Here is a 19,379-nt window from a genome sequence, read left to right as displayed (position 1 = left end):
ATGCGATTCACTCTAGGAACCCTCGCCCTCCTGATTCTTTCCGCCACCTTCATCCCCTGCGCCGCCCACGCCGCCACAGCCGATGTCATCCCCGACTCCGCCGCCCTCATGCAGCTTGAGCAACGAGCCGAGCACGCCGACCCCCGCGAGCAGTGCTTCCTCTACACCGAACTCACCCACTTCTACACCGAAATCGCAGGCCAGCAGATAGCCGCCGGTGACATGGACCTCGCCGCCCTCACCCTCAAGCGCATCCAGCACTACGCAGAGATCATCCACACCGGCCTCACCACTGATCCCAAGCACAGCAAGAAACTGAAAGACGCAGAGATGACCATGCAGCGCACCTCTCATCGCCTGGGCGAGTACATCCATCTCGTCTCCACAGAAGACCAAGCCACCGTAAAGTCCACCCTCAAACAAATCGACCGCGTCAACGAAGAACTCCTGGCCACAGTCTTCGCCCACTAACTACGCCGTCATTCCCACCACGACTGTCATTCTGCGCGTAGCGGAGAATCTCCGTAGTTGCCTTTGCTGTTGCTTGTTCTTGCCGTTGCTTTTGCCTGTTCTCCCCCACCCATGCTCAAACTCCTCCCTCTCCTCCTTCTCATCCTTACCCCGCCCCTCCACGCCCAACACCCAGACAACGCCCTCTCCGAAGGCGAAGTAGAAAAACTCCGCGAGTCCGCCCCCGAACCCGCCGCCCGCGTCCTCCTCTTCTCCGCCTTCCTCGACCAGCGCGCCAAAGAGATCCTCACCCTCACCACAGGCCGCCGCCACGCCGGCCGCGAAGAAGACATCCACGACCAACTCGAACAGTTCTCCTCCATAGCCAACGATCTCGAAGACAACCTCGAAGACTACGCCCCCCGCCACAAAGACCTACGCAAGTCCATCCCCAAGCTCCTGGCCGCCACAGACCGCTGGCAGACAGCAGTCAAAACCCCACCCGACCACGACGCCTACAACGTCTCCCGCCGCCTTGCCCTGGAAGCCATCACAGACCTACGCGAAGACCTGACCAAGCTCCTCGAAGACCAGAAAGCCTACTTCCAACTCCATCCCCCAAACAAAGAAAACAAGCAGGACTCCAAGCCCGAATAAGCATTCATCCGTTCTTATCCCGCTTTTATCCCACTTATCCGCGTTGCGCCGTTCACCAGGGACCACCTCGTCCGTCCGCCCCACATGCTAACCTGAAAAAGTCGTGTCCGTTCTCCTAGCCCCACACCTCATCCCCATCTTCGAGCACGAGTACCGCGAACTCCGCCCCCGCGCCCCCATCCCTCCGCTCGACATCCGCTTCCGCCGTTTCACCTCTCTCAACACCACCATCCGCCTCCGCGAAGGCAAGCTCCTCGTCCGCCTCTCGGACATCCTCGAGCCCTCCCCCGCCTCCGTCCACCACGCCATCGCCCACATCCTCCTCGCCAAGCTCTACCGCAAGCCCATCACCCCCGCCCACTCCGACCGCTACCGCCGTTACGTCTCCTCGGAGCCCGTAGCCCGCCAGGCCGAGCACATCCGCACCACCCGCGGACGCAAAAACATCTCCACCCCCATAGGCCACCACTACGACCTCGACGAAGTCTTCGAGGCCATCAACCGCCGATTCTTCCACGGCTTGCTAGGCCGCCCCACCCTCACCTGGAGCGCCCACGCCGCACGCCGCATGTTGGGCCACTACGACTCCGCCCACAACACCATCGTCGTCAGCCGGGTCTTCGATCGCCCCGACACCCCTCGATGTGCCATCGAATACCTGCTGTATCATGAGATGCTCCACCTCAAGCACCCCGTCCGCGTCAAAGCCGGCCGCCGCTGCGTCCACTCCCGCGAGTTCCAGGCCGAAGAGCGCCTCTTCCCCGAGCTAGAGCAAGCCAAAGCCTACCTCAAGCTCCTCTAGGCAAACCAAACCGCCATGCAATGAACCTCATCGCATGGCGGCAGTCGCTTTACTTGTCCGTATAGGGCTTGACCTTCCCGCAGTCCGCGCCCAGATACCGGGTCGTCCCTTTGGAATCTGTCACCATCTTGCCCCCACCCGAACCGGACGTCGACATCTCCATATGCACAGTCGAACTCCCCTTCTCCTTCGACTCGAACACCGTCTCACCCTTCACCATGGTTGTAGAGCGGCCCGTGCACGTCATCGCAAACGTCATACCCGTAGCGGTCACCGTCTTATCCGTATAGGTGCAGTCTTTACGGGGATTCTGAGCCCGCTCCATGGTCTTCTGCCACGACTCCGGCGTCAGACAGCTCTGAACCGTGATCGTCCGAGTCCCACCCATCATGCTCGGCATCCCCGGCGGCAGTTGCATCGTAATCACGCTGGTTGTCTCCCAAAGCCCCATCTTCATCGGCGCCTCTTGTGCGGGCGCAGCACTGCATAGAGCGGTCAAAGCCGCCATGGTCAGAAAAAAGCGCATAACTCTCCTGGAAAGTGTGGTTTAGCTACGTTGGCCCGGAATCGACCCAATCATACCCCACCTTCCCTGGAATCAACCAGCACTTTCCGCCTCACCCACCGGAGCCCAGGCAGTCCCCTTCGCCATAGCCGCTCCCATCACCAAAGCCCCCACCACCACACTCCCCAGCGCTGCCACCTGCGCATTGCTCATGCTGTGCCCAAAGTAAAGCTTCGGATTGATCCGCCAGAACTCGACGATAAACCGCTCCGTCCCACTCAGCACCAGGTAAAGCCCCGTCAGCCACCCCACCGGCCTCATCCTCTTCCCCACCTGCCAGATCACGAACGCCAACACCATCGCCGCCACAAACTCCCATAGCGGAGTAGGCAGCACTAGCGCCCACCTCGGGCTCGGCGGCACCAGCGCATCCGCCTTCATATGCACGCCCCAGAACGTACCTAGCGTATTCCGCCCATAGTCCCCATCCCCGCTCGTCAGGCACCCAATCCGTCCCACCCCATACCCCACAAACGCCGCCGGAGCCGCCAGGTCGAGCATCCGCACCCCACCCACCCGTATCTCCGTCCCCTTGAACTTAGCCCCGCGCCCCTGGATCACGAGCATCCCAATCCCACCCAGCAGTCCGCCAAACCACGCAAACCCCGCCTGGAACCAATGCAGAAACTCCATCACAATCTGCCCCGGATGCCCCCAACCTGGAGCCGTAACCATCTTCATCGCCCGCACGAGCTCCGCCGGATCCTCCAACTCATGCCAAAGCTTCGCCCCAATCACACCGGAGATCACCACCATCGCCACAACATTCAGCGCATCCGCATCCACGCCATCGCGCAAAAACGTCCTGTGCAGCACCACCGCCGCCACCACTGCGGCCAGCCAAAGCAAAAGTCCAAACGTCCCCAGGTGCAACGGACCGATATTCAGATACGGATACATACGCCTCGCACGGCGCTCCCGTTTTTGCATTTCAGGGAGTTCGCCAACACCAAAGTATATCGCCCCCTCAATCGAGCCCTTTTCCCACCGCCCCGCATGCGCTACCCTGATGCAATGTCGAACACCAGCACGCCCGTCTTCCCCTCCGCCACCACCATGGACATCCTCTTCTCGCGCGAGCAGATCGCGGAGCGCGTCGCCGCCATCGGCGCCCAGATCTCAACCGACTACGCCGGCCAGTCCGTCGTCCTCATCGGCGTCCTCAAAGGCGCAGCCATCTTCCTCGCCGATCTCGCCCGCGCCATCACCGTAGACAACACCTTCGACTTCGTCGCCGTCTCCAGCTACGGCCGCGCCCGCGTCTCCTCCGGCGCAGTCAAGCTCATCAAGGACATCGACAACCCCATCGAGGGCAAGCACGTCATCCTGGTCGAAGACATCCTCGACACCGGCCTGACGCTCTCGTACCTGCGCGGCCTCATGCTCCAGCACAAGCCCGCCTCCCTCAAGATCGCCACCTGCCTCGACAAGCCCGAGCGCCGCCTCGTCCCCATCGAAGCTGACTACACCGCCTTCTCCATCCCCAACCGTTTCGTCATCGGCTACGGCATGGACTACGCAGAGGTCTACCGCAACCTCGCCGACATCCGCCTCTTCCCAGAAGAAGTAGCCGGCCACTAAACCCGAAAACGCGCCCCCGCTGTTGCCGTTGCTTTTCTTGCTTGTCATCCCCGCAGGGGACCTGCGTCTGCAGTAGCAGTTGCCTGTTTCACGCCGTCATTCTGCGCGAAGCGGAGAATCTCCGTTGCGGCCTTTGCGGTTGCTTTTGTTGTTGGCGTTGCTGCTGCTGCTGCTGTCGTGGTCCGTTTCAAGCCGCCATCCTGAGCGCAGCGAATTGGGGCTAAGCCCTGCGTTTGAGCGCCCCGTAAGAGAAGTTCGGTAACCGTCAGGACCCCCTGTATTTGCATTTGCCGTTGCCGTTGCCGTTGCCGTTGCCGTTCGGATTAGAGGTGGGCTTCAGCCCACCGTCAAAGTCCGCATGAAAATCCAGGCCGTGGGCTGTAACAACCGAGAACCCTCCCTGATACCATCGCTCCAAATCCACATCGCGAGAAGATCATGAAAAGATTCTGGATCGCAGCCCTCCTCATCGCCGGCACATTACCTGCCCTCTCCCAAACCCCACCCTCACCAGGCTCAATCGAAGCCCACCCAACCTGGCCCCAATCCACCACCGACGCCCTAAAAACCGTCGACGGCACCATCTCCGCCCTCTATGCCGCCATCAGCGGACCAGCCGGCCAGAAGCGCGACTGGAACGCCTTCCGGTCCCTCTTCCTCCCGGACGCCCGCCTGGTCGTCACCCGCGTAGCAGGCGTAGCTAACGCAACCAAAACCGACGCCGTCATCCTCTCCGTCGACGACTACGTCAACCGCGTCAGCACCCGCTTCGAGACCAGCGGCTTCTTCGAACGCGGCATCGCCTCCCGCAAAGAGGAGTACGGCGTCATCACCCACGTCTGGACCACCTACGAGTCACGCCACAAAACAGACGACCCCACCCCCTTCGCCCGCGGCATCAACAGCGTAGAACTCCTCAAGGCAAACGGCCGCTACTACATCGTGCAGGTCATGTGGGACAGCGAGCGCCCCAACAACGAAATCCCCAAAGAATACCTCCCGAAATAAGCCACCCGCCCGATACTAAAATCGCCCAAAGCGAGCCCGCACCATGCGCCAAGGATTTACCAGAAGACCGAAAGCACTCGAGGCCGCCCCGCCCGATCAAGTCAAGAACTACATCACCCCAGGCGGGATCGAACGCCTCAAAGCCGAGCGCCACTTCCTCCTCACCAAAGATCGCCCCGCCGTCGTCCAGGTCGTTGCCTGGGCCGCAAGCAACGGCGACCGCAGCGAAAACGCCGACTACCAATACAGCAAGCGGCGCCTTCGCCAGATTGATGGACGCGTCCGTTTCCTGACCAAGCGAATCGAAGCCGCGGAGGTCATCGATCCGGAAGCCCCCAGAACCGGCCAGCGAGCGACAAGAGCGTTCTTCGGAGCCACCGTCCGCTACGCCAACGCCGCAGGCATAGTGCGAGTGGTCAGCATCGTCGGCACGGATGAAGTCAATCTGGACCGCAACCACATCAGCTGGGCCTCACCCCTGGGCCGCGCCCTCATGAAAGCCGGAGAGGACGACGAAGTCGTTCTCCACGCCCCCGGCGGCACAGAAACCCTGACGGTCCTCGAAGTTCGCTACGAGCGCATCGCAGTGGAACAGTTCCAGCCACCACCCGAGTCCATAGCCTCGACCGGCCAGCCCGAGAGATAAGTTCAAGTAAGCGTCCGCCATCGCAGCGTTGTTTGTCACTTCATAGGGGACAAACGTATGCCGTTGCGTTTTGTTTGTCATCCCCGAAGGAGATCTGCGTTTGCCGTTGCACTTGCCGCTGCCGCTACTGCCGTCGGCGTTGCCGTTGCCGTTCGGATTAGAGGTGGGCTTTAGCCCACCGTCTACATTCAAGAAGAATCCGGGCCGTGGGCTGTAACAACCAAGCCCTCCATACCAAGCCCGCACGAACCCGCAAAGCACACCTAAAAGAACACCATCGGAAGGGGACGGCTTCAGCCGTCCCAAACAACGACTTCTGGGGACGTCTCACTTTGTGATCACGACAGGTGACCGTGCCGTTCCCATATCGCGCGGGCTCTCCACACCTTTGGGGGGATTGTCACTGTCCTTGAGATCCTATACGCTTTGGCCATGTTCTCCATGCCGTGGCCTATGCAGGTCTGGGGTCTCTTCTCATTACTTCAACCGGAACTCTCGACGATCATTACCTTGCCAGTACTTTTGGCACTTCTTTGGTCCCGTCATGACGCAGGTGGGGGCACCAGCCTGCGCGCGAGAAGGATGAAGCTTGCCATATATGTTTTTGCCATATATCCCGTCGTCAGCTTGATCCTTTGGATGCGTACCTTCCCATCCCCTTACATCATTTCGCCGTCTTACTGCGTTCTGGAGCTGATTCTCGCTGCGTGTAGCGTATTTCTGGCTTTTACAGGAACGGGCGTAGGACGACGCTCGGTAATCGTCGCATCTCTAGTCCTTGTACCCATCGCCTTGAACGCACTTCTGTTTCTCACCATTGTCATCGGACATCCGTTCTCAAGGAGAACACCTCATTCCGTACACCGATCGTCTTTGGGGCGTCCGGGAGAATAAGCGCCGACAATGACTCCAGTCTTACAGCTTCATGACCACTGAGGCCAACAAGCTGATGAGCCGGGTGCATAACTCGCATGTCGGTTGTGCACTGGAGACGACTCACTAAACCTTCTTCGCGGAAAACGGGGTTTTCGGAAATCAACCAACTTATTCCCCGTCTTACCCTACCGCACCCCCACCGGCATCCCCGGCAACCAATAAGGCTCACCCGCCGGAATAAACGTCACCGTCACCCCGGGCACCACCCCCCTAAGCCACTCCGCAAACCTCTCCATCCCAATCTCCTCAGAAGTCTCATGCCCCAGCAGAATCAGCCCCTTATGCCGCCCCTGCAACATCGCATCCCGCACATACTCCACCGTCTCCCACTCGCTGGCCTCCCCCGCCACCAGCACCTCCACATCATCCCGCTCCAAAGCCCGCACCTGCTTCTCCTCCCCTGAAGCCCCCGGACGATACGCCACATTCGTCACCCGCATCGCAGGATCACCCACCACCCGAAAGATCCTGGCCCCAAACTTGGCTTGTAGATCCTGCGCCAGCCCCGCCAGCGTAGTCGGCGGCAGCGTAAAGAACATCTGCTCCCCCGGCTTCTTATACTTCTCCCACCCAGCCTTCTTCACCCACCCCTCCGCGATCCCATCCGGCACCCGCAGATGCCACGTATCGTGCAACCGGAACAGCACGAGATGATGCTCCTTGATATAAGCGATCTTCTCCAGGTAAACCGGGTCCTTCACAAACAGCGCCGAACTGTCCTGGTGGTTATAAAAACTAGGCTCATGCGTGATGATCAGGTTCGCTCCATCGGCCACCGCCTTCCGCAGCACGGCCATCGTCGGCGTAAAGGTCGTCGCAATCCCCGTCACCGGCGTAGCCGGGTCACCCGCCTTGAATGTATCGACGGTGCCCGCCGGAGCCGTCACCCCCAGCCCCACCCGAACCTTAGCCATCACCTCGTCCGCCGTCATCCTGGGCCCGGCCTGCGCCCAACTTACAGCCGCCGCCCCGATCATCCCCAACACCAAACCCGTCCGAATCATCATCCCGCCATTCTTCCCGCACCCGCGCCAATAAAGCAAATCCAGCCGCTACAAACTATTTTTCGCGAAAAATGGGCCAAACTCGCGTGTCAAGCCCCCCGAACACAAAAAAATCTTGTAACCAACATGCAATGAACAACATAGCCCTCAAAAATAGTTGGGGTATTTACCCCTTTCGTTTTAGTAAAATAGAAAAAGAGAGAAATTCTCCCACCCCCTCAACAACTCCACATTCGCCATCACTTCGCCTTGGACATCTGCGTCTAATGTGAAAGATGTAGCAGGCCAATTTGGCTTGAAATCCATAAACATCCTGCAATGAATACTTTGCGGCTATTACCTCAACAATATCAATAGAATTAAGACTTTACAGCGCCAGTCCAAACCAAGTCCAGACCTAACTTCAATCGATTGAAGACTTTACAGAAAATTGCCGGGGTGGGGCGTACCCCGGAGAAAGCAAGATCCTGACCACCCAGGAAAAACTCGAGATCCTAGCCGACGCCGCAAAGTATGACGCCTCCTGCGCCTCAAGCGGAGCCAAGCGCGCCGGTAACGGCAAAGGCATCGGCCACTCGGACGGCATGGGCATCTGCCACTCCTACACCCCCGACGGCCGCTGCGTTTCGCTCCTCAAAATCCTCCTCACCAACGTCTGCACCTACGACTGCGTCTTCTGCGTCAACCGCGTCTCCTCGGACATCCGCCGAGCCCGCTTCACCCCGGAAGAGGTTGTCAACCTCACCCTCGACTTCTACAAACGCAACTACATCGAAGGCCTCTTCCTCTCCTCCGGCATCATCCAGTCGCCCGACTACACCATGGAGCAGCTCATCTCCGTAGCAAAGCAACTCCGCCAGGTCCACAACTTCGGCGGCTACATCCACCTCAAAGCCATCCCCGGGGCCTCCCAGCTCCTGATAGACGAAGCCGGCCTCCACGCCGACCGCCTCTCCGCCAACATCGAGCTCCCCACCCAGCAAGACCTGGTCCAGCTAGCCCCGGAAAAGAAATCCGCGATCATCGAATCCACAATGTCCCAGATCGCCGTCCGCAAGGACGAAGCCGACGAAGACCGCCGCAAATCCTCGCTGGCCCCCAAGTTCGCAGCAGCCGGCCAGTCCACCCAGATGGTCGTAGGCGCAACCCCCGCCACCGACCGCCAGATCCTCACCACCGCCACCCATCTCTACGGCCAGTACAAGCTCCGCCGCATCTACTACACCGGCTTCTCCCCCTACCCGGAGGCCGACGCCCGCCTCCCCCTCAAGGCCGCCCCATTAATCCGAGAACACCGCCTCTACCAGTCCGACTGGCTCATGCGCTTCTACGGCTTCCAGGCCTCAGAACTCACCACCGAGTCCCAACCAGAACTCAGCCTCACCGAAGACCCCAAGACCACCTGGGCCAGGACTCACCCCGAGTTCTTCCCGGTAGATGTCAACACCGCCCCCCGCGAGTCCATCCTCCGGGTCCCCGGCATAGGCTACCGCAACGTAGAGCGAATCCTGAACATCAGGAAGTACCACGCCCTGACCAGGGAAGACCTCCGCAAGCTAAACGTCCGCCTAAAGCAGTCCCTTCCCTACCTCATCACCACCGATCACCTACCCTCCTCAATCATCCCCACCCCAGAACCCACACCCGAAGTCCAACTAGACCTCTTCGCCCCCACCAGCGCCCTGACCGGCAGCGTGTAGCATCACACCACCAGCATGAAGCGCCTCCTCATAGACCCCGACTTCGAAGCCTGGCGCATCACAGCCCGCGAGCAACTCCACGCCGGCTACCACCCCGATCAGCTGGACCTCCAAGACGCCACCGCCCCAACCTCCCTCACCCTGGCCCTGGAGGCCGACGAGCCCCCCACCGGCCCCCCACTCCCCCGCCCCACCATCTCAAAATCATTCCTCGAAGCCGCCGGTTACGTTGCCGTCCACCGCGACCCGCAGCGCTGGAACCTCCTCTACCGCATCCTCTTCCGCCTCCAGTCCAACCGCAACCTCCTCGCCCTCGAGACCGACGACGACATCATCCAGCTCACCCGCCTCGAATCCCAGGTCAAGCGCGACCTCCACAAGATGCACGCCTTCGTCCGCTTCCGCAAGGTCCTCGAACCCTCCGACCCATCCGAGCGTCCCACCGTCCTCGACGAACCCATCCCAATCGATCCAGACCCCCACGCCCATCACCTGGTCCTCGAAACCCCCACCCCCTTCGGCCCCATCAAGACCGAACTGGAATCCTGCCCACCCGAAGACATCACCCCGGACGCCGACTGCGAACACTTCATCGCCTGGTACCAGCCCGACCACCGCATCCTCCCCCTGGCTGCTCCCTTCTTCGCCGAGCGTTTCGCCATCATGCACTGGACGATCCTCACACCCGACGCCAGCGCCGTCTGGGACCCCATCACCAAACAACTGACCTTCGCTCCCGGCGTACCCCGCGAGTCCGCCCCCGCAGAAGATGAACTCGAAGGCCTCTGGCGCTCCTACTACGCCAGCATCTTCAACCCGGCACGCCTCAACCCCGCCGCAATGAAGTCGGAGATGCCCGTCCGCTACTGGAAGAACCTCCCCGAGCTCACCCTCCTCCCCACGCTGATAACCCAGTCAAAGACGCGAGTGCAGAATATGGTCCAGCGCCAGCAATCCCAGCCCACCGCCCAGCCCTTCGTCCCAGACCACCACACCATCCGCGCCATCGCTGAAGCGCTCCCCACCTGCAAAGGCTGTGAGCTCTACTGCCACGCCACCCAGGTCGTCCCCGGCCGAGGCCCCGCCACCGCTGCCCTCATGCTCGTAGGCGAGCAGCCCGGCGACCAGGAAGATCTCCAGGGCGAGCCCTTCATAGGCCCAGCCGGAGCGGTCCTCGACCACATCCTCGAAGACCTTCGCATCCCCCGCAAAGAGGTCTATGTAACCAATGCGGTCAAGCACTTCAAGTTCGTCCAGCGCGGCAAGCTTCGCCTTCATCAAAGCCCCCGCATGTCGGAGATCATGGCCTGCCGACCCTGGCTCCTCGCCGAAATCGACGCCATCAAGCCCAAGGTCGTCCTCTGCCTCGGGGCTTCAGCCAGCAAGTCTCTCCTGGGTGGCACCTTCGCCCTCATGAAGGATCACGGCAAACTCAACTCCACCCCCTTCGCCGACAAGGTCTTCGCCACCATCCACCCCAGCGCGGTCCTCCGCGCCCGCGACGAACCCAACCGCCAGCAACTCCAGCAGTTCCTCACCGACGACCTGGCCAAAGCCTGGCAAGCCACGATATCTACATGACCGTCACCCTCGTATGATAGAAAGTGACGGCCCACCCAAGGCCCAGCAGGAGCACCCTTGAACACCGATACCGAAATCTTCGATGCAGCAGCCTTCACCCAGCAGACCCTGACTTCCACGGCATCTCTAGCCGCAGTGTTAGACCATACCCTCCTCCGCCCCGACGCCTCCCGCGCCCAGGTCCTCCAGATCTGCCACGAAGCCGCCGAGCATCGTTTCGCATGCGCCATGGTCAACCCCACCTGGGTCGCCACCGCGCATGAAGCCCTCGCCGGCACCGGCATCCACGTCGGCGTCGTCATCGGCTTTCCCCTGGGAGCCACCCTCTCCGGCTCCAAGCGCGACGAGACCGTCCGCGTCCTCAAACACGGCGCACATGACGTCGACATGGTCCTCAACATCGGCCTCCTCAAGTCCGGCACCAAGGAAGACTACGAAGCCGTCAAGCAGGACATTCGCGGCGTCGTAGAGCTGGCACACGCCTCCGGAGCCATCGTCAAAGTCATCCTCGAAACCTGCCTCCTCACCTTCGAAGAGAAACTCCGTGCCTCGGAACTCGCCCTCGCCGCCGGAGCCGACTTCATCAAGACCAGCACCGGTTTTTCCACTGGCGGAGCCACCGCGGACGACATCATGCTCATGCGCGGCGTAGCCGGAACCCGCGCCGGCGTCAAAGCCTCCGGAGGCATCCGCAACCTCGCAGACGCCCGCCTCATGCTCGAATCCGGCGCCACCCGCATCGGAGCCAGCGCCAGCGTCCGCATCCTGGCCGAGCTCGCCGGCCACACCCCCACCACGCCCGCACCCACTGGCTACTAGCCACTCTAAAGAGTCGTCATTCTGAGCGCAGCGAAGAACCCCTGTATTTGTCCTTGTCGTTGCTTGTTCTCGTCACCCAGAAAGCAGGTGTACCCGCCATGGCCTCCAAGACCTACGCCTACGAGCAGATCCTCATCGCCCAGACCGCACTTAAAGCGGCCGCAAACCCCTGGACCGAGGAGTTTCCCCTCCCCACCATCATCGGCATGCTCTCGGACGAGATCGCTGCCCTCCGCCAGAGCGGCTTCTCAGACGAATCCATAGCAGCCCTCATCCAAAAATCCTCCGGCATAGACCTGACCGCCGAGACCCTCACATCCCAATACGCCCGCCCCAAAAGATAAAAAGAAAAAAAGAGAAGGAGTCGACCGAAGATTTCAAGCTCCTCTCTTATCGCTTTTCTATCCGTTTTATCCTCGTTACGCCTTGCTTTACCCCTCTGAGTCCCCCCAACTCTTTCCACCCCCGCCCCGCTGCTATCATCGGCCAGAATGGCACCACCGAAAAAACCCGCAACACTCCCCGCCTCCACCCAGTCGCCAGAGTCCCTAGAAGGCGACTACGCCCCCTCGCGCCCTCTCTTCCACACCCATGCCCCTGAGCCCAACATCCGCGTCGAACCCCTCCAACTCGACTTCCTCCTACGCCTAGCCGACGCCCTCAACACCACCCTCGACCTCAACACCCTCATGCACCGCGTCGCAGACCTCGTCCGCGCCGTCATCGACTACCGCATCTTCGCCATCCTCCTCATCAACGACCGCACCCACGAGCTCTGGATGCGCTTCCAGACCGGCCACACCACAGAGATCGAGCGCATGCGAATCAAGCTAGGCCGCGGCGTCGTCGGCCAGGCCGCGCTGCAGCGCAAATCCATCCTCGTGGAAGACGTCACCAAGCTTGAGAACTACATCAACGCCAACCCCCACGTCCTCTCAGAGCTGGCCGTCCCCCTTATCGTCAAAAACAAGGTCATCGGCGTCCTTGACCTCCAATCCGAAGCCCCCGCCTTCTTCACCCCGGACCACCAGCGCCTGCTTGAGCTCACCGCATCCCGCATGGCCGTAGCCGTAGAAAACGCGCGCCTCTACACCCGAGTCTCACGCCAGGCCCAGACCCTCACCGTCCTCCACGAGATCTCCCACGAGATCACCAGCATCCTCGACCCAGATGATCTGCTGGAGAGGATAGGAGCCCTCCTCAAACGCGTCATCGACTTCCAGATGTTCACCATCCTCCTCTGGAACGACAAGTCCGAGCAGCTCGAGCATCGCTTCAGCACCCGTTATGGTGAACGCGTCATCCGCCAGCGCACCGTCCTCCTCGGCCAAGGCATCATCGGCACCGCCGCCCAGCAGCGCACGCCCATCCTCTCCCCGGACGTCCGCAAAGACTCTCGCTACTTCGCCGAAAACCCCGAGACCCGCTCCGAGCTCTCCGTCCCCCTCATCTACAAGGGCAAGGTCATCGGCGTCATCGATCTCGAGCACACCCGCGTCAACTACTATAACGAAGACCACCAGCGCACCCTCACCACCCTCGCCTCACAGATCGCCATCTCCATCGCCAACGCGCGCCTCTACCAGCGCATCAGCGAGGAAGAACAGCGCATGGAGCGAGACCTCAACATGGCCCGCGAGGTCCAGCTCCGCCTCATGCCTGCCGCCCCGCCCCAGCCCGCCAACGCAGAGATCGCCACCAGCTTCAACGCTGCCCGCTCCATCGGCGGAGACGTCTACGACTTCCTCGACTACGGCCCCGCACCCAACCCCGATCTCGAAGACCCCGACGCCCCGCCCACTCGGACCACCGTAAATCCCTCCCCGGAAACGACCGTCGACCTCTCCTTCCCCGGCTACCCCACCCGCACCGTCATCGCCCTCGGCGACGTCTCCGGCAAAGCCGCTCCCGCCGCCCTCTACGCTGCCCTCGTCAGCGGCCTCATGCGTTCTCTCGCCCCCCGCCGCCTGCCCCCCGCGCAGCTTCTCAGCCTCCTCAACGCCCAGCTTCAGGAGCGCAAGCTCGACTCCCAGTACGTCACCATGCTCATGTCCCTCTGGGACGACCGCACGCGCACCCTCCGCGTCGCCAACGCCGGCTCCGTCCAGCCCATGCTCATCACCCGGGCCACCCCCACCAGCACTCCGGAGTCCCTCACCAACGCCCTTGAAGTCACCACCATCCCCGTCGAAGGCTTCCCCCTCGGCCTCTTCCCCATCGCCACCTACGATGAAACCCTCCTCCAGCTCGCCCCCGGCGACTTCGTTCTCTTCTTCTCCGACGGCATCGTAGACGCGGAAAACTCCCGCGGCGAGCAGTTCGGTTCAGAGCGCCTCAGCACCCTCCTCCAGCACCACCCCACCGCCACCCAATCCGCAAAGCACATGGTCGCCGCCATCCTCGAAGCCGTAGCCACCCACCAGTCCGGCACAGAGCACTTCGACGACGAAACCCTCATCGTCCTCCACATCCGCTGATCGACTAAACAAGCGCCGTCATCCTGGCGAAGCCAGGACCTCAGGATTTGTTCCCATCCATCCCCCAATCGGGGGAATGTCATCCCAGCTGAAGCCCGCTACGCTCTAGCTGAGGTTCCCACACCAATGCATAGCATCAAGCTCGCTCGCGTAGCCGCGTCCATGGCCGCTGTCGCCCTCTTCGCCGCCCCCGCTCTCCGCGCCCAGGCCCGCTTCGCCCAGACCGCACCCGCAACCTGGGACATCTTCGGCGGCTACTCCGCTCTGCTCCCAACCGGCTCCAATAACAACGGCATCAACGCCAAGGGCTTCGACGTCTCCATCTCTCAGCGCCCCTACACCTCCGCCCGCTGGATCGGCGGCACCATTGAAGGCAGCGGCTCGTACCTTCCCTCCACGGTCACGACCTCCGGTCTCAACACCATCAAAACCACCGCCAGCTACTACACCCTGCTGGGCGGCCCCTCGGTCCTGCTCCCGGCGCGCCACATCCGCCCCTTCGCCCGCATCCTCTTCGGCACCGTCATCGCCAGATCCTCGACCACCGTCAACGGCTTCACCACCTCCACCCGTCCTGCCACCTTCGCCTACTCGGTCGGCGGCGGCCTGGATGTCCCCATCACCCACCTCTTCTCCCTCCGCGCCCAGGCCGACTGGCTCCAGTTCCACAATCAGGACACCAGCAGCACGGACAAGATCCGCACCTCCGCTGGCTTGGCAGCCCGCTTCTAACTCCAGAGTCAACCCTCACCATCAGCGCCCCGAACAAAAGGGCTTCCCGCGCATCCGCCGGAAGCCCTTTCTCAAATCAAAATCCGCTCTGATCGTTCTTATCCATTTTTATTCCCGTAATCTTTCGCCAGGGACCGGCAACACGCATCCTGCCGCCTTACGCCTTACCCCTTCCAGATCACAAACGAAACAGCCACCAACATCGTCCCCAGCACCGTAATCGCCGTATCCACCACCTTCACCCGTTCATCCTTCACCACATCCAATCGAACCCACCCGACCAACCCCGCCACCATCATCTTCATAGAAGTCTCCTACCCCCAGCATCGGCAATCTCGGCGGCAAATCCCATCCCCCACCCGAGCTATTACCATGACCATTTGAGACGAACTCCCCGGCCCCAGGGTTACACCTCATCTCCGTGCCCTCTCTCCTCCTCTGTGCCCTCCGTGGTTCGCGTTACCTCACACCCCAAACCCCGGCGGCACTGCCCCACTCACCCCAAACTCCTTCTCCATCGCCATCCCCACCCGCACAATCGTCCCTTCATCGAACAGCCGCCCAATCAGCGTTACCCCATGCGGCACCTTGTGCGGAGCCTTGAGCTTCTTGGAAGACCATTCCCCACCCGGAGCCCAGTCACTCCGCGTCTCGTTCACCTCCACAAACCCCGCCCGCAGCGTCAGCGAAGGGTGCCCCGTATTGTTCGAGATCGTCAGCATCTCATCCCGCAAGCTAGGCACCAGCAACAGATCCACCTCGCCCATCACCCGAGCCATCTCCATCGCCACCATCCGCCGCATCCGGTCCGCCTGCACAAAGTCCACCGCAGACAGGAACCGAGCCTGCCGGAACGTATTCGGCCACGCATCCGGCACCTGCGCCTTCAGTTGATCCACCCGATGATCCAGCGTAATCTCCTCGAACGCCGCCGCAGCCTCCGCAAACAGAATCGTATTCAGCGATCCATACGGCCAGTCCGGCAGCGTCACCGGCACCGCCGTCATCCCCAGCTTCGTGATGACCTCCAGCGCATGACGATCCACATTTGTAGCCGGAGCCTCCTTCATCCACCCCGGAAAGTACCCCACCTTCAACCCCTTCACGGGCTCCGCGGGAGCATACGCCAGGCTTGCCGAGACACTTGCAACATCACCAGCATCCTCCCCATGGATCGCCTGCAGCAGCAGCATCGTATCCTGCACAGACCGGCACATCGGCCCCAGCTTATCCAAGGACCAGCACAGCGTCATCGCCCCCGTCCTCGGCACACGTCCAAACGTAGGCCGTAGTCCATTCACCCCACACCGCATCGTCGGGCTCACAATCGACCCACCCGTCTCAGACCCGATCGAGAACCCCACCAACCCCGCCGCCGTAGCCGACCCCGGCCCAGCCGAGCTTCCGCTCGACCCCTCCTCAAGCAGCCACGGATTCATCGTCTGCCCGCCAAACCAGACATCGTTCAGCGCCAGCGCACCCAGGCTCAGCTTCGCGATCATCACCGCGCCAGCCTCATGCAGCTTCGCCACAACCGCCGCATCCTTCTCCGGCACCCGATGCTGAAAGCAATCCGCCCCATACGTCGTCCGAATCCCAGCCGTATCCATCAGATCCTTTCCACCCCAGGGAATTCCATGCAGCGGCCCCTTATACCGCCCCGCCGCAATCTCCGCGTCCGCAGCCCGGGCCTGCTTCATCGCAATCTCAGGCGTAGCCGTAATCACGCACCGCAACTCACCGTTGTACTTCCTGATCCGATCGAGATAGATCGACGTCAGCCGCTCCGAAGTAATCTTCTTGCCCGCTATCCACTGCATGAGCGTGAAGACCGGAGCAAACGCAATCTCAGCATCCGTCACCGGCAGTGCGGGCGCCGCTTCCGAAAGCGTGTACTTCGTATTGGCCACGCCCACGTCTCCATGGAAACCTCGTCCGGATGTAGCAGAGTAAGGCGCAACCCCATCCGGTATCGCCACCTTCCTCGGCCCCACCCGACGCTCATACAAAGCCGCCATACTCTGCCGCCAGTTCCCCGCAGCCTCAGCCCTATCCTTCACCGTCAACGGAGCCTGAACCACCTTCTCCGCCTCAGCAAAAGTAGCCACCGTCACCTCCGGGCCAACCGCCGGAGCCGTTCCAAAAGCCGGAGGTGCACCCGGCGTCGCTGCCTGTCCCATCGCCACCCCTAAACCCACCACGGAAACCGAAGCCCCAGCCAGAAACTCCCGCCGTGTCTTTGCACTCACCTTCTCATCACTCATAGGCGAAATTGTAAAGCCCCCACGCTGATCCCGCACACACGTCCCTGTAGGGAAGTAAATGACCCGTTCGTGTCTAGGCGATGCAGGCCGCGCAACTCATACTGAAGATGGAGAAGACCGAGTGCCCGCTCACACCGACCGCCCCCGCTTCGATCAAAGCCAGTTCGCCGACCTGCGCTTCAGGCAGGACAGAAGGCGTGCACCCCGCCCCATCGGCGTCACACTCATCGCCACCTTTCAAATTCTCAAGGGCACGGTCCTCCTCCTCACCGCCATCATGCTGCGCTGGTATCCAGGCGACGTCCTCGGCCCGCAAAGCATCTTCTACCCCGTCCTCTACGTCGCCACCCGCGGCAACACCGTCGTGCTCCAGGCAGCCAGCCAGGGCTCCAATATCCTGCCAGGATTCTTCTTCCTGCTCGGTTCCTATATCACCGCAACCGGCTTCGGCCTGCTGCAGCTCCAGAAGTGGGCACGCCGTACCGTCATGTTCAACTCCAGCATGACCTTGCTTCTCTGGGCCAAGGCTACGCTGCTCAACAGCTCACCCAGCTTCGGCACCTCCGGCCTGGGAGGGACCTCATCGGACCTCACAAACTTCTACATCCTGCTCTTCTTCGATGTCCTCGTCTTCGCGTATCTCATTCGCAGCAACGCCGCAGACGTGTTTGAAATCAGAAGCCGCGCCTAGCTTCTGCTCCGCCGCTTCAACCCCACCCGGAACAGCACTTCCATGATCCGCACCGCGGCCTTGATCGAAGCCTTCCAGTCCCCTGAAACCTTGCTCACTCCACCGATCCTGCACCGGTAGTCCACCGTAATCTCCCGGATGCGCAGCCCATACTGTGCCGCCTTGATCTGCATCTCCAGGTTCCATCCATACGTCAGTTCGCTCATCCCCATCTGCTCCAGCGACGAACGCCGGATCGCCCGGAACGGCCCCATATCCGTATACTTCACCCCTTGAAGCAGCCGCAGCAAAGTCCCCACCAGCCACCCCGCAAACACCTGGCTCGGCAGCATCGACCCTGCCTCCCGCCTCCCCTTGATCCGCGACCCGATCACAAAGTCAGCATCCCCATTGACGATAGGCGCAGTCAGCCGTTCCATATCCGCCACGATATCGGACCCATCCCCATCCATGTAGACCAGCACATCGCTCGTAGCCAACGCCGCATTAGAACCCGCCAGACAAGCCGCCCCATACCCCCGCGCAGACTCAATCACCCTAGCCCCCGCTGCCCGCGCAATCTCCCCAGTCCCATCGCTCGAGCCATTGTCCACCACAATGCACTCCCCAATCAGCCCCCAAGGCATCTCGGCAACGACCGTCCCAATCGACTCAGCCTCATTCAAGGCCGGAATAATGACCGAAATCTGTCCCAATCTACCCAACATCTTTCTTCAACGTCGCCGCGATTGCTTGATTCACCAGTTCGTCCAGCATGCCCTGAAGATCGAACTGGGTCTGGCCAAACCCAACCGTAAACTTGCGAAACAGCCATTCGAACCCCAATACGCCTGCAGCCCCGGCAGCCAGCGGCAGCAGCCGTTGCGGCAACCAGTCGAATGCAGGCCGTGCTTCACCATAGTGATGGGGATCGTAAAGGATGACCAGCGCTATCCCTGTCGTCAGCGACATGAGAAGGCCCAGAACGACAAGGTAGGCCAACATCCACAGATGAAAGTAGGAGCTCGCATTCGTAACGGCCGGTCTGATTCCCCGCGCCACCCGGGAAACACCCAGGATCAGCATCAGCACCGTCATCCAGACAAACGCGAAAGGATGTGAGGCCGCAACATCAACGGGTGCCGTCGTCGCGGAATCGAAAACCAGCATTCTCTTATCCGATCGAGAGCTCTTGAAGATCTCGCGCCACCTTCAGCCCGCGTGCGGTCACATAATACTTCTCGCTCGCTTGTCCTGCTCCAATAAGGTCAGCGTTCTCCAGCGCCTCAAGATCGGAACGGATATCGCTGCCGGAGGTCGCTTCCTTCAACTGGTCCATATCGGCGATGCGCCTTCCGGCCACCATCGTAAAAAGCTTCTTGCGAGTCTCAGATTTCAGCACAGAGCTCAAAAGCTTAACCGTCAGGGTATCGATCGACATAAGAAGCACCTCTTTGTGAGACTAGCCCCGCGCGAATCCAAGGTCA

Annotated in this window: 22 protein-coding genes; 13 read left to right on the top strand and 9 right to left on the bottom strand. The window is 61.2% G+C overall.

Annotated features, from left to right (window positions below; translation table 11 throughout):
• The 3 genes from ACIX9_RS09125 (at position 1) to ACIX9_RS09115 (ending at position 1,909) form a co-directional block, all read left to right on the top strand.
• Positions 1-471 (top strand): hypothetical protein, encoded by a 471-nt coding sequence (locus tag ACIX9_RS09125; RefSeq protein ID WP_013580190.1) that lies wholly within the window; start codon positions 1-3, stop codon positions 469-471.
• Between the two features lie 111 nt (positions 472-582).
• Positions 583-1,107, top strand: a complete 525-nt coding sequence (locus ACIX9_RS27360; RefSeq protein ID WP_013580189.1) for a hypothetical protein — start codon at positions 583-585, stop codon at positions 1,105-1,107.
• A 103-nt stretch (positions 1,108-1,210) separates the two neighbouring features.
• Positions 1,211-1,909 (top strand): M48 family metalloprotease, encoded by a 699-nt coding sequence (locus tag ACIX9_RS09115; protein WP_013580188.1) that lies wholly within the window; start codon positions 1,211-1,213, stop codon positions 1,907-1,909.
• A gap of 49 nt (positions 1,910-1,958) precedes the next feature.
• Here ACIX9_RS09115 and ACIX9_RS09110 read toward each other — a convergent pair whose 3' ends face one another.
• On the bottom strand, positions 1,959-2,435 hold the full coding sequence (locus ACIX9_RS09110) for a DUF3617 domain-containing protein (protein ID WP_013580187.1): 477 nt from the start codon (positions 2,433-2,435) through the stop codon (positions 1,959-1,961).
• 72 nt (positions 2,436-2,507) lie between these two features.
• Positions 2,508-3,404: a prolipoprotein diacylglyceryl transferase gene (locus ACIX9_RS09105; RefSeq protein ID WP_232298838.1), complete on the bottom strand. Its 897-nt coding sequence runs from the start codon at positions 3,402-3,404 to the stop codon at positions 2,508-2,510.
• Between the two features lie 84 nt (positions 3,405-3,488).
• Between ACIX9_RS09105 and hpt the strand changes: the two genes are divergently transcribed.
• Positions 3,489-4,055 (top strand): hypoxanthine phosphoribosyltransferase, encoded by a 567-nt coding sequence (gene hpt, locus ACIX9_RS09100; protein WP_157477423.1) that lies wholly within the window; start codon positions 3,489-3,491, stop codon positions 4,053-4,055.
• Positions 4,056-4,320: 265 nt separating this feature from the next.
• On the opposite strand, the gene ACIX9_RS26375 is transcribed toward hpt, so the two are convergent.
• Positions 4,321-4,479 carry a hypothetical protein gene (locus ACIX9_RS26375; protein ID WP_198152184.1) on the bottom strand — a complete coding sequence of 53 codons (159 nt, stop codon included), beginning with the start codon at positions 4,477-4,479 and terminating at the stop codon, positions 4,321-4,323.
• Between the two features lie 14 nt (positions 4,480-4,493).
• Here ACIX9_RS26375 and ACIX9_RS09095 point away from each other — a divergent pair, with 14 nt between their 5' ends.
• Positions 4,494-5,063, top strand: coding sequence for a hypothetical protein (locus ACIX9_RS09095; RefSeq protein ID WP_013580184.1), 570 nt, complete (start codon positions 4,494-4,496; stop codon positions 5,061-5,063).
• Positions 5,064-5,106: 43 nt separating this feature from the next.
• On the top strand, positions 5,107-5,709 hold the full coding sequence (greB, locus tag ACIX9_RS09090) for a transcription elongation factor GreB (RefSeq protein WP_013580183.1): 603 nt from the start codon (positions 5,107-5,109) through the stop codon (positions 5,707-5,709).
• A gap of 1,061 nt (positions 5,710-6,770) precedes the next feature.
• On the opposite strand, the gene ACIX9_RS09085 is transcribed toward greB, so the two are convergent.
• Positions 6,771-7,652, bottom strand: a complete 882-nt coding sequence (locus ACIX9_RS09085; protein WP_013580182.1) for a Nif3-like dinuclear metal center hexameric protein — start codon at positions 7,650-7,652, stop codon at positions 6,771-6,773.
• 407 nt (positions 7,653-8,059) lie between these two features.
• Between ACIX9_RS09085 and ACIX9_RS09080 the strand changes: the two genes are divergently transcribed.
• From ACIX9_RS09080 to ACIX9_RS09055, 6 genes are all read left to right on the top strand, one after another.
• Positions 8,060-9,349 (top strand): putative DNA modification/repair radical SAM protein, encoded by a 1,290-nt coding sequence (locus ACIX9_RS09080; protein WP_332308636.1) that lies wholly within the window; start codon positions 8,060-8,062, stop codon positions 9,347-9,349.
• A gap of 15 nt (positions 9,350-9,364) precedes the next feature.
• Positions 9,365-10,930, top strand: coding sequence for a UdgX family uracil-DNA binding protein (locus ACIX9_RS23705; protein WP_013580180.1), 1,566 nt, complete (start codon positions 9,365-9,367; stop codon positions 10,928-10,930).
• 57 nt (positions 10,931-10,987) lie between these two features.
• Positions 10,988-11,749 carry a deoxyribose-phosphate aldolase gene (gene deoC / locus ACIX9_RS09070; RefSeq protein WP_013580179.1) on the top strand — a complete coding sequence of 254 codons (762 nt, stop codon included), beginning with the start codon at positions 10,988-10,990 and terminating at the stop codon, positions 11,747-11,749.
• Positions 11,750-11,847: 98 nt separating this feature from the next.
• Positions 11,848-12,093, top strand: coding sequence for a hypothetical protein (locus ACIX9_RS09065; protein ID WP_013580178.1), 246 nt, complete (start codon positions 11,848-11,850; stop codon positions 12,091-12,093).
• A 147-nt stretch (positions 12,094-12,240) separates the two neighbouring features.
• Positions 12,241-14,226: a GAF domain-containing protein gene (locus tag ACIX9_RS09060; protein WP_013580177.1), complete on the top strand. Its 1,986-nt coding sequence runs from the start codon at positions 12,241-12,243 to the stop codon at positions 14,224-14,226.
• 126 nt (positions 14,227-14,352) lie between these two features.
• On the top strand, positions 14,353-14,958 hold the full coding sequence (locus tag ACIX9_RS09055; RefSeq protein WP_013580176.1) for an outer membrane protein: 606 nt from the start codon (positions 14,353-14,355) through the stop codon (positions 14,956-14,958).
• A 164-nt stretch (positions 14,959-15,122) separates the two neighbouring features.
• On the opposite strand, the gene ACIX9_RS25700 is transcribed toward ACIX9_RS09055, so the two are convergent.
• Both ACIX9_RS25700 and ACIX9_RS09050 read right to left on the bottom strand, forming a co-directional pair.
• Positions 15,123-15,263, bottom strand: a complete 141-nt coding sequence (locus ACIX9_RS25700) for a hypothetical protein (RefSeq protein ID WP_013580175.1) — start codon at positions 15,261-15,263, stop codon at positions 15,123-15,125.
• A gap of 159 nt (positions 15,264-15,422) precedes the next feature.
• On the bottom strand, positions 15,423-17,222 hold the full coding sequence (locus ACIX9_RS09050) for an amidase (protein WP_013580174.1): 1,800 nt from the start codon (positions 17,220-17,222) through the stop codon (positions 15,423-15,425).
• Positions 17,223-17,343: 121 nt separating this feature from the next.
• Between ACIX9_RS09050 and ACIX9_RS09045 the strand changes: the two genes are divergently transcribed.
• Entirely contained in the window at positions 17,344-17,913 is a 570-nt protein-coding gene (locus ACIX9_RS09045) for a hypothetical protein (protein ID WP_013580173.1), read from the top strand.
• Here ACIX9_RS09045 and ACIX9_RS09040 read toward each other — a convergent pair.
• The 3 genes from ACIX9_RS09040 to ACIX9_RS09030 are packed head-to-tail and all read right to left on the bottom strand — an operon-like array spanning position 17,910 to position 19,333.
• Positions 17,910-18,608: a glycosyltransferase family 2 protein gene (locus ACIX9_RS09040; RefSeq protein WP_232298837.1), complete on the bottom strand. Its 699-nt coding sequence runs from the start codon at positions 18,606-18,608 to the stop codon at positions 17,910-17,912. The two genes, ACIX9_RS09045 and ACIX9_RS09040, sit on opposite strands and share 4 nt — an antisense overlap.
• A 1-nt stretch (position 18,609) precedes the next feature.
• The gene (locus ACIX9_RS09035) at positions 18,610-19,062 is read right to left on the bottom strand and encodes a hypothetical protein (protein WP_013580171.1); all 453 of its coding nucleotides are present in this window, start codon (positions 19,060-19,062) and stop codon (positions 18,610-18,612) included.
• A 4-nt stretch (positions 19,063-19,066) separates the two neighbouring features.
• The gene (locus tag ACIX9_RS09030) at positions 19,067-19,333 is read right to left on the bottom strand and encodes a hypothetical protein (protein ID WP_013580170.1); all 267 of its coding nucleotides are present in this window, start codon (positions 19,331-19,333) and stop codon (positions 19,067-19,069) included.
• Positions 19,334-19,379: the final 46 nt, after the last annotated feature.

Source organism: Granulicella tundricola MP5ACTX9 (assembly GCF_000178975.2).
In the GTDB taxonomy this organism is placed as follows: Bacteria; Acidobacteriota; Terriglobia; order Terriglobales; family Acidobacteriaceae; genus Edaphobacter; species Edaphobacter tundricola.
This window is presented reverse-complemented; position numbering and strand designations above follow the sequence as displayed.

Excerpts from the sequence above, each read along its gene's own strand:
- ACIX9_RS09035 (WP_013580171.1), bottom strand. The coding sequence starts at position 19,062 with ATGCTGGTTTTCGATTCCGCGACGACGGCACCCGTTGATGTTGCGGCC.
- ACIX9_RS23705 (WP_013580180.1), top strand. The coding sequence starts at position 9,365 with ATGAAGCGCCTCCTCATAGACCCCGACTTCGAAGCCTGGCGCATCACA.
- ACIX9_RS27360 (WP_013580189.1), top strand. The coding sequence starts at position 583 with ATGCTCAAACTCCTCCCTCTCCTCCTTCTCATCCTTACCCCGCCCCTC.
- ACIX9_RS09060 (WP_013580177.1), top strand. The coding sequence starts at position 12,241 with ATGGCACCACCGAAAAAACCCGCAACACTCCCCGCCTCCACCCAGTCG.
- ACIX9_RS09055 (WP_013580176.1), top strand. The coding sequence starts at position 14,353 with ATGCATAGCATCAAGCTCGCTCGCGTAGCCGCGTCCATGGCCGCTGTC.
- ACIX9_RS09085 (WP_013580182.1), bottom strand. The coding sequence starts at position 7,652 with ATGATGATTCGGACGGGTTTGGTGTTGGGGATGATCGGGGCGGCGGCT.
- ACIX9_RS09110 (WP_013580187.1), bottom strand. The coding sequence starts at position 2,435 with ATGCGCTTTTTTCTGACCATGGCGGCTTTGACCGCTCTATGCAGTGCT.
- ACIX9_RS09125 (WP_013580190.1), top strand. The coding sequence starts at position 1 with ATGCGATTCACTCTAGGAACCCTCGCCCTCCTGATTCTTTCCGCCACC.
- ACIX9_RS09050 (WP_013580174.1), bottom strand. The coding sequence starts at position 17,222 with ATGAGTGATGAGAAGGTGAGTGCAAAGACACGGCGGGAGTTTCTGGCT.
- ACIX9_RS09065 (WP_013580178.1), top strand. The coding sequence starts at position 11,848 with ATGGCCTCCAAGACCTACGCCTACGAGCAGATCCTCATCGCCCAGACC.
- greB (WP_013580183.1), top strand. The coding sequence starts at position 5,107 with ATGCGCCAAGGATTTACCAGAAGACCGAAAGCACTCGAGGCCGCCCCG.
- ACIX9_RS25700 (WP_013580175.1), bottom strand. The coding sequence starts at position 15,263 with ATGAAGATGATGGTGGCGGGGTTGGTCGGGTGGGTTCGATTGGATGTG.
- ACIX9_RS09030 (WP_013580170.1), bottom strand. The coding sequence starts at position 19,333 with ATGTCGATCGATACCCTGACGGTTAAGCTTTTGAGCTCTGTGCTGAAA.
- ACIX9_RS09095 (WP_013580184.1), top strand. The coding sequence starts at position 4,494 with ATGAAAAGATTCTGGATCGCAGCCCTCCTCATCGCCGGCACATTACCT.
- hpt (WP_157477423.1), top strand. The coding sequence starts at position 3,489 with ATGTCGAACACCAGCACGCCCGTCTTCCCCTCCGCCACCACCATGGAC.
- ACIX9_RS09105 (WP_232298838.1), bottom strand. The coding sequence starts at position 3,404 with ATGCAAAAACGGGAGCGCCGTGCGAGGCGTATGTATCCGTATCTGAAT.